The organism is Thermodesulfobacteriota bacterium, from assembly GCA_026415035.1.
GTDB lineage: Bacteria > Desulfobacterota > BSN033 > BSN033 > UBA1163 > RBG-16-49-23.
In genome coordinates this window covers 23,657-31,389 of record JAOAHX010000029.1, presented here as the reverse complement: position 1 = coordinate 31,389, position 7,733 = coordinate 23,657, and the positions used below count along the sequence as shown (strand labels likewise).

General features: G+C 55.7%; 8 protein-coding genes. 5 read left to right on the top strand and 3 right to left on the bottom strand.

Translation table 11 applies throughout. The annotated features are described in order from the left end of the window. Together N3G78_13390 and N3G78_13385 are read left to right on the top strand one after the other, a co-directional pair. On the top strand, positions 1 to 194 hold a 194-nt coding region (locus N3G78_13390; GenBank protein ID MCX8118907.1), incomplete at its 5' end, for a hypothetical protein. 121 nt (positions 195 to 315) lie between these two features. Beyond that, the gene (locus N3G78_13385; GenBank protein MCX8118906.1) at positions 316 to 954 is read left to right on the top strand and encodes a hypothetical protein; all 639 of its coding nucleotides are present in this window, start codon (positions 316 to 318) and stop codon (positions 952 to 954) included. 60 nt (positions 955 to 1,014) lie between these two features. Here N3G78_13385 and N3G78_13380 read toward each other — a convergent pair whose 3' ends face one another. From N3G78_13380 to N3G78_13370, 3 genes are read right to left on the bottom strand one after another with little or no spacing between them, the layout of a single operon-like run. Beyond that, on the bottom strand, positions 1,015 to 1,647 hold the full coding sequence (locus N3G78_13380; GenBank protein MCX8118905.1) for an indolepyruvate oxidoreductase subunit beta: 633 nt from the start codon (positions 1,645 to 1,647) through the stop codon (positions 1,015 to 1,017). Next, positions 1,648 to 3,558 carry a thiamine pyrophosphate-dependent enzyme gene (locus tag N3G78_13375; GenBank protein ID MCX8118904.1) on the bottom strand — a complete coding sequence of 637 codons (1,911 nt, stop codon included), beginning with the start codon at positions 3,556 to 3,558 and terminating at the stop codon, positions 1,648 to 1,650. A gap of 3 nt (positions 3,559 to 3,561) precedes the next feature. Further along, the gene (locus N3G78_13370) at positions 3,562 to 4,608 is read right to left on the bottom strand and encodes a Coenzyme F420 hydrogenase/dehydrogenase, beta subunit C-terminal domain (GenBank protein MCX8118903.1); all 1,047 of its coding nucleotides are present in this window, start codon (positions 4,606 to 4,608) and stop codon (positions 3,562 to 3,564) included. Between the two features lie 165 nt (positions 4,609 to 4,773). Here N3G78_13370 and N3G78_13365 point away from each other — a divergent pair, with 165 nt between their 5' ends. From N3G78_13365 to N3G78_13355, 3 genes are all read left to right on the top strand, one after another. After that, positions 4,774 to 5,727 carry an SEC-C metal-binding domain-containing protein gene (locus N3G78_13365; protein ID MCX8118902.1) on the top strand — a complete coding sequence of 318 codons (954 nt, stop codon included), beginning with the start codon at positions 4,774 to 4,776 and terminating at the stop codon, positions 5,725 to 5,727. A 64-nt stretch (positions 5,728 to 5,791) separates the two neighbouring features. Next, positions 5,792 to 6,997: a geranylgeranyl reductase family protein gene (locus N3G78_13360; protein MCX8118901.1), complete on the top strand. Its 1,206-nt coding sequence runs from the start codon at positions 5,792 to 5,794 to the stop codon at positions 6,995 to 6,997. Then, positions 6,963 to 7,652: an endonuclease III gene (locus tag N3G78_13355; protein MCX8118900.1), complete on the top strand. Its 690-nt coding sequence runs from the start codon at positions 6,963 to 6,965 to the stop codon at positions 7,650 to 7,652. The genes N3G78_13360 and N3G78_13355 overlap by 35 nt, the downstream gene beginning before the upstream one ends. The last annotated feature ends 81 nt before the right edge of the window (positions 7,653 to 7,733 follow it).

Below are 7,733 nucleotides of genomic sequence, written 5' to 3'. Positions count from 1 at the left end.
AGATGTGTATAAGAGACAGGAACAAACAGTACGCTTTAGAAGCGGTAAACGCCTTAAGGCAAAAACCGGAATTGGCGACCGATATAATGAGCCTCTGGAAAAGGGTTATAAGGGGAGGAGAAAAAACACACAACTCTCAGATGGATGTAGTTATTGCATTGTGGGAGAAAGGATGGATCGTTCAAGAAACCTAAATTCCCCTGGGGAGGTCCACAAAAGAGGAAGGGAGCGCCCGGACATCCCCTCGTGCCGATCGGGTCGCCCGGAACGACCGGTGGGGGGTAAGTACAAAGGGGGGCTTTAGAGGAGGAATCTATGGGTCTTACCTTGAGCGACCTTCAGAAGGGGATTGATTGGTGGCGAAAGGAAAAGGGAGGGAAATGGCCACAAGATTTTCATAACCGGGTGTACCATGAAATTTATGATTTGAGGAAGGATGGTTTGACGGAACGATGGTGGTGGCATACCGTAGATCGTCTGTGGGAATGGCGCGCCATAAGGTCGAAGAAGCCGCCCAACACCAAGAGGGAGATATGGGAAAGGGGATTAGAAGTCCTCGATACACTTCAGAGGTTTTACACGGATATTAAAAGCAAAGCGGATCAAGAGCCCGTTTTCTTAAATTTCAAATGGAGCGAGATAGAAGAGTTATATGAACAGCTCTCGGGGATTAAAATGTCACGATCGCCCAATTTTCCGAGCAAACTGGGGCATTTCATCTTTCCAAAGTTATTTATCGTCATGGATCATGAAGCCACCGGGATAGAAGATTACGGTCAATTCTGGACCGCAATGGCCAAGGCATGGGAAAACTTCAAAGAAAAGGCGGAAGCAAAGGCCATCCTTGAAAAAGAGATTTCGAAATCCTCAAGATTGCCAGTTCATGAAAATTACCCCTTCGAAATCAAGATCATCGAACTATGTCATATTGGCAGAAGGCATAGGATTGTATAGCCATCGCTTGGAGCGAATCGTGGTCCGATGGGACCCATCTATGGGATGGCGGCGTTAGCTTTAAAGAGCCTTCTTAGGGGTGATTTCCTTCACGGCCTCTGCTCCAAGGTCGAAGGCCCGGAGATTTTTCTCCAGGGTCGAATCGGGGAGGAGCTTTCGGATCGTTTCTTCGAAATTCTGCCGATCAATTGGAAGGAGATGGGTCGTTGAGAGGGCGCCGAGCATCACCAAGTTGGAGAAGATGGGGTCGCCCAATTCAAGGGCGATCTCCGTCGCATTGAGGGCCCAGACCCGCAGGCTCAGCTCCCCGATCTTCGCCATCACCCGGGTCAGGTCAGGATAGGTTGCCTCTCCGGAGATGACATCGATCGGGTGGATGGGCCGCGTGTTGACCAGGGTCAAGACCCCCGGCCATCCATAGGAAGCCAGGATCCTCAAAGCCTCCACAGGCTCAAGGGCAACCAGGAGGTCGCAGTGCCCTTGTGGGATGAGAGGCGAAAAGGGTTCTCTCATCGAGATCCGGAGGTGGCTCATGACCGATCCTCCCCTTTGGGAGGCGCCGTAAGTCTCCCCGATGGTGACGACATACCCATGGAGAATCAACATCTCACCGAGGATCCTGGAGGCGAGGACGTTTCCCTGCCCTCCAACACCGCCTATGATTACGTTATAAGGATCTTTCAAAAGGGGCATTTACAGGGCCTCTCTGAGGATGGCTGAAACGGGGCAGATCTCCGCGCAGACGCCGCACCCGTTGCAGATGGCCTCCTCGATCCGGGCCTTAGCCATCTCTTTCTCCCATCTTAGGCCCGGACACCGAAAGACTCGGGTGCAGAGGCGGTTACAGCCGCACGACTCTCCCAGGCACCTCTCCGGATCGATCTCGACCCGAAAGAGCTTCTTCTGGCGCCTGGCGCTCAGAAGGGCGCATTCTCTCTTCAAAATGAGGACCCTCACCCCCCTTTCCATTCGGACCATGTTGAGGATGGCAGCGATGGTTCCCTCGAGGTCGAAGGGATCCACGATCTCCACCGAAGCACCGAGGCCTTCACAGAGCCTTTGGAGATCGATCACAGGGGCTGGGCTTCCGGTTGCTGTTTCTCCGGTCCCGGGATGGGGCTGAAAGCCGGTCATGGCGGTGGCGCTGTTATCGAGGAGGAGCAGGAGGAAGTTGGCGCCGTTGTAGAGGGCATTGACCAGGGCAGGGAGGGCGGCGTGGTAGAAGGTCGAGTCTCCACAGAGGGCGATGACGGGCTGATTCAGGCCGATACGGTCGAGTTGACCGAAACCGCAGGCCAGGCCCACGCCCGAGCCCATGGCATGAAGGGTCTTCATCTGAAAGAAGCCGGACGCGCCCATTCCGAGGGAGTAGCAACCGATATCGCCCAACACGATCCCCTCCCTCCCGTCCATGGCCAGGGCCGTTTTGATGGCCCAGTAGGTGGCGCGGTGGGGGCATCCGGCGCAGAACGTCAGTCCCCGCGGAGGCACCATCTCGGCCAGCGCCTCGGAGGCAATCTTACCATAGGCCTCGGGCCTGGGAGAATAAGAAAGGCCAAGCAAGGTCTGGAGGGCTGAGGTGACGATCTCCGGGTTGAGTTCGCCGATATCAGGGATGGTCTGGCTCGCCTTACCGAAGAATCTTTTTAGGCCAAGGGTTGAACAATGCTGGGCGAAGACCTCCTTCACGTTGTTTTCGAGAAAGGGATCGACCTCCTCGACGAAGAGGAATCGATCCGAACGCATAAGGTGGCCGAGGAGGAACTCCTCGGGAAGGGGCCAGGTGGTACCCATCTTCAGGATGCCGATCCTATCCCAGGCCTTCAGATGGTTGACCGCTTCGCAGGAGTAGAGGTAGCCGCTTCCGCTCGTGATGACAAGGAGCTGCGGTTTTTCCGGGCCTCGGTAGAGGTTGAAGGGAGAGGCCTCAAAAAGCCTTCTCGTCCTCTTAAGTTTTTCATGAAGAAGTTTGTGATTCGGAAGGGGAGGAAAGGCCAGGCGGGGCCGGGAGAGATCGAACCGTGGTTTCGGATGGGAGAGGGGAAGCTCGTCCAGAGTCACATTCCCTCGGGCGTGCGAAACCCGCGTCACGCTCCGGATCAATACGGGGAGCTCCAAATCCTCCGAGAGGGCAAAGGCCGCCTTGGCCATCTCCTTTGCCTCCTGGGCATGGGAGGGTTCGAGCAGGGGGAGGTCTCCGATCTTGGCAAAGAGGCGGGAGTCCTCCTCGTTGCTCGAAGAGATGCCTGCCGGGTCATCGGCCACGACGATCACAAGCCCTCCCCTTGTTCCTGTGAGGTTGAGGTTTAAGAGGAAGTCAGAGGCCACGTTGAGGCCGTTCTGTTTCATGGCACAGAGGCTTCTCAGGCCCGAAAAGGAAGCCCCTGCCGCCACCTCGAGGGCCACCTTTTCGTTCACAGACCACTCCACATGGAGCCCCAACTCTTTGGCTACTTCGGAAAGGGAGCCGACGATTTCGGAGGAAGGGTTTCCGGGATAGGCTGCACAGACCTTGACTCCTGCCTCGAGGGCCCCGCGGGCGATGGCCTCGTTCCCCATCAGAAGGGCGATTTTTCCCGGGGCGTTCTGGGCGATGGATAACATGGTTTAAGCCCCCTGCGGTTCCGTTGAGCCTTTGATGGCCCGCTCCTTTTTGAGGAGGGAGGCCTCTTTGAGGTGAGACAGGTTCTCCTCGGGCAGAGGTCTCGTTTCGAGAACCCCTTCGGCCCGTGCCTCTTCGAAGAGGCTTTCTCCCCTCTCCGATCGGAGGATCACCGTATTCCACCCCTCCATTCCCTCGACCGTCCCCACGGAGAGGTCAGCATGCTCTGCGGTCATGTCGGGGCAGGAGTGGCAACCCTTCCGGATGAAGGGTCGAATCTCCTCGATCGGGACGATCTTCAAACCCCCGAGGGTATGTATCTTGAGGAGCCTTTCGGGCGGCGGGGTGATCTCCATTTTGACCGGAGGGAGCTTGCCGAGCCTCCTTTTCAGGAAGTCCTTGAACCCTTCATATTCGAGGGCCCAGGTGCAGAAGAGCCCGATGATTAGCTCGATTCTGTCGATAGGAGCCTTTTTTTCAAAAGGGGAAGACCGCATCTTCCAAAGGGCCTGCAACTGGCAGGGAAGGCCCACCACGCCGATCTTCTCGCCCTCTCTCCATGGCCCTTTATGGAGGGCCTCGAGGGTAGGGCCGGAGACAAAGCTCGAACCGGCGTGGTTCAGGACCTCTGCTCGATCCCTGACGATCCGTCCTCTCGGAGGTGAGTCTCCATCCCGGTAAGTCAGGAGGGCGGCCTCGATGAGCCTCTCCTTCAAGGCGACGTCGATCAGGGCGGAGACCGCCCCCCCGCTCTGAGCCCTCTCTCTCCAGAGGGGATTTTTAGCTCTCGCCATGAAAACCCTTCTAACCCTCCCTATTCCGGCATTCTTAAACTCTTGGCGAAGCTCGTATTCTTGGATACCCTCGGGAGGGAGGTCTGTTCGGGGGCAGTAGGAGAAACAGCGGCCTTCGTCCAGGTTGCAGTCATGGAGTTTGACCACCCTTCCTCCATAGGCACGGAGGTAAGGGCAGAGCGAGAGACAGGCCCCGCAGGCAGTACAGAGCCCCTTCGATAAAACCCTCTCTTCCAACCCTCGAAGTCCCCGGTTCACGATCCACCCTCAACTACAATCAGGCCTTTTACACCTTTAGGACAACTCATCCGGAAAGTCAATCTCATTTTTGGGCAAGAGGCGATCTCGTAGACCCTTTCAACTTCGATTTTCCTCCTTTAACATTTTGCCCAATTGGGTTACTATGGTGTCGGAGGGAGGGGCATGGAACATCAAGAGATCAAGTGGAGGACCGACGAAGAAATACTTTTGGAGCTTCGGGCCATGGGGCTACCCATCACCCTTGAGGATTTCAAAAAGGCCGCCTTGAAGGCGAAAGCCCCTTCAAAGTTATCCGAGGAATGGTCCTTGAGATATGGGATTCAAGGGTCTAATGAAGATTTTCTATATGAGGCCTGCCTCGAACTTTGGAAGAGGCACCTCGAGGGCGTGAAATGTGTCGAGGTCTCCCAAGACCTTCTCTTTGACGTGATCTCCTTTTATGAGGATATTCAGTCTCATAACAAGGACACCCTTTTGAAAATCTATCACGGGATAGAAAGATTCCACCGCCATTGTCTCAAAGAGGATGGCCGTCCTGACATAGAATTTTTCCGGCAGGTCGAGCAAGACGCCTACCACGATGTCGAAAGCTTTTTGCTCGAAATTCCCCACGTCTTCGCCCAAAACGGGCTCGTCGACGAAGCGGTTAATATCGGGCGATGGTTTGGGGAGTTTTCAAGAGAGCCCGAAAATTTCTATCGGGATCTGGGATATATCCTCGCAAAAGCCGGGAGGAAGGAAGAGGCCATTCGCCAAGTGGAGGAGAACCTCAAGAGATTTCCGGAGGATCTCTGGGTCGTCCTCAATGCAGGGGATGCCTATTATCTTCTCGGGGATAGGAAGGCCGAAGCGTTTTACTTGAAAGGCTACGAAATGGCCGGGGATCAGAAATATGATCGATTGGGCGCCATCGAGCGGTTAATCGATTTTTATCGATGGCAGGAGATGGAGGCAGAGGCCAAACGGTTCGAAGAAGAGTATCGCCAATTGACCGCCTCTCGGGTTTCGAGGCCGGAGCCCCAGAGGAAGGCACCCAAAATCGGTCGGAATGACCCCTGCCCTTGTGGTAGCGGGAAAAAGTATAAAAAATGCTGCTTGAACAAGACTCCCGCCTGAGGCCCGATTAAAGATTCAAGAGTCAAAATAGAAAGGCGGGTCAAAGGCAGAATTGCGAGATGGGATGAGACGTTCCGATTGCGATGTGATCGTGGTGGGGGGTGGGCCAGGAGGCACGACCGCTGCCCGCATCTGTGCCCAGAAGGGGCTTAAGACCCTCTTGATCGAAAAGGAGAGATTCCCTCGATACAAGCCCTGCGGGGGATGTCTCTCCCTCAAGACCGTTCGGCTGGTCGATTTCGATCTCGTGCCCGTCATCGAAAATACCATTTACGGGGCGAAGTTCAGCTACCGCCTGAAAGACCCCTTTTTCATCGAATCGAAAGGGCCGATCGCCTATATGGTGATGAGGGACCGTTTCGATCAGTTTCTCATGGAGAAGGCCTTGGAGAAAGGGGCCGAAATGATCGAGGGAGAGAAGGTGATCGAGGTCGAGGAAAAGGCCGACGGCGTCGAGGTGGGCCTGGAGGGTGGCAAGAAGGTTCGGGGCCATTTTCTCATCGCCGCGGATGGCGCAGGTAGCCTCGTAGCGAAGCAACTCTCCCTGCCCCCGGAGGGAGAGGATGGGTATGGGATGGCCCTTCAGAGCGAAATCCCTTTTGACGCCTCCCTTCCGTTTCCTGAGAGGGAGCGCCACTTCGTCCACCTCGACTTCGGGGGGATCCCGAACGGATATGCGTGGGTCTTCCCCAAGAGGGGTTGGCTTTCGATCGGAATCGGAGGGATGTTCGAAGAAGGGGAAAGGGTTAATATCGGCCGATGTCTGGAGGGTTTCCTGAAAGGCCTTCCTTACCTACAAGGGAGAAGGCCAGAGATCCTGAGGGGGCACCGTCTTCCCTCCTTTTACGACGAGAACCAGAAGGTGGCAAGGGGAAGGATCCTCCTGGTGGGAGATGCGGCCCATCTGATGGATCCTCTCCAGGGGGAGGGGATCTATTATGCCATCCGGAGCGGGATGCTGGCCGGGGAGGCGATCGTCGAATCGGAGGGGCAGGGCCTTCCTCCTTCCGACCTCTATCAGCGGGCGATCCAAATTCAAATCTCCTCCCATCTGAAATGGGCCCTCTCGTTTTCGAGGTTTGTCTTCAGGTTCACCCGGCTCGCCTATCAGACCTTGAAGCATTATCCCGAACTGAGCGATCTCTACCTTCGGGTCCTGGAAGGGAGCGAGACCTACCAAGGATTCGTGGCGAGGGTCAAAGAGCGGATCAAAGACTTCATGAAGGGAAGGCTCAGTGAGAAGATCCGAAGGGCGATGGCAAAGGCGTGACGATCTGAAGAGAAAGCTTAGAAAGATCGCCCTTCTTCTCGAAAAGGAATACGGCGTTCCCGAAAGAAGGAAGGGCATCGATCCCCTCGACGTCCTCATCGAGACCATCCTTTCCCAGAATACGAACGACCTGAACCGGGATCGGGCCTTCGGCAGGCTCAAAACCCGTTTTCCCCGCTGGGAGGACCTCCTCCGAGCAAGGCGAGAGGCCATCGTGACCGCCATTCGCCCAGGGGGGCTTGCCAACCAGAAGGCCATGAGGATCCAGAGGATCCTTCGATGGATTCAGGAGAGAGGGGGGAGGCTGAGCCTTTCCTTCTTAGAGAAGATGGAGACCGAAGAGGTCAAAAATGTCATCGGAGGGCTCAAAGGGATCGGGCCAAAGACGGTCCATTGCCTTCTCCTCTTCGGTCTCGGAAGGGAGGCCTTTCCCATCGACACCCACATCCTGAGGATCGGGAAGCGAATGGGATTCCTTCCCCAAAATATGGATGCCGAAAAGGCCCATGCCTGGATGGCCCCTCTCCTCCCGAAAGGAAAGTCCCTTTCCCTCCACCTCAACCTCATCCGGTTCGGAAGAGAGGTCTGCAGAGCCAGAGGACCCCTTTGTGACGCCTGCCTCCTTGCAGAGGAGTGTCTCCATCGTTCAAAATAGATCGGTAGGATCTTTCTCGTAAGCGAAGGTGATCCACAAAAGGCTTCCTCCCCTGTGAGGGAAGAGGACGGATCTTTTTTG

Coding starts and splice junctions, on each gene's coding strand:
- N3G78_13385 (MCX8118906.1), top strand. CDS start 316: ATGGGTCTTACCTTGAGCGACCTTCAGAAGGGGATTGATTGGTGGCGA.
- N3G78_13380 (MCX8118905.1), bottom strand. CDS start 1,647: ATGCCCCTTTTGAAAGATCCTTATAACGTAATCATAGGCGGTGTTGGA.
- N3G78_13375 (MCX8118904.1), bottom strand. CDS start 3,558: ATGTTATCCATCGCCCAGAACGCCCCGGGAAAAATCGCCCTTCTGATG.
- N3G78_13365 (MCX8118902.1), top strand. CDS start 4,774: ATGGAACATCAAGAGATCAAGTGGAGGACCGACGAAGAAATACTTTTG.
- N3G78_13360 (MCX8118901.1), top strand. CDS start 5,792: ATGAGACGTTCCGATTGCGATGTGATCGTGGTGGGGGGTGGGCCAGGA.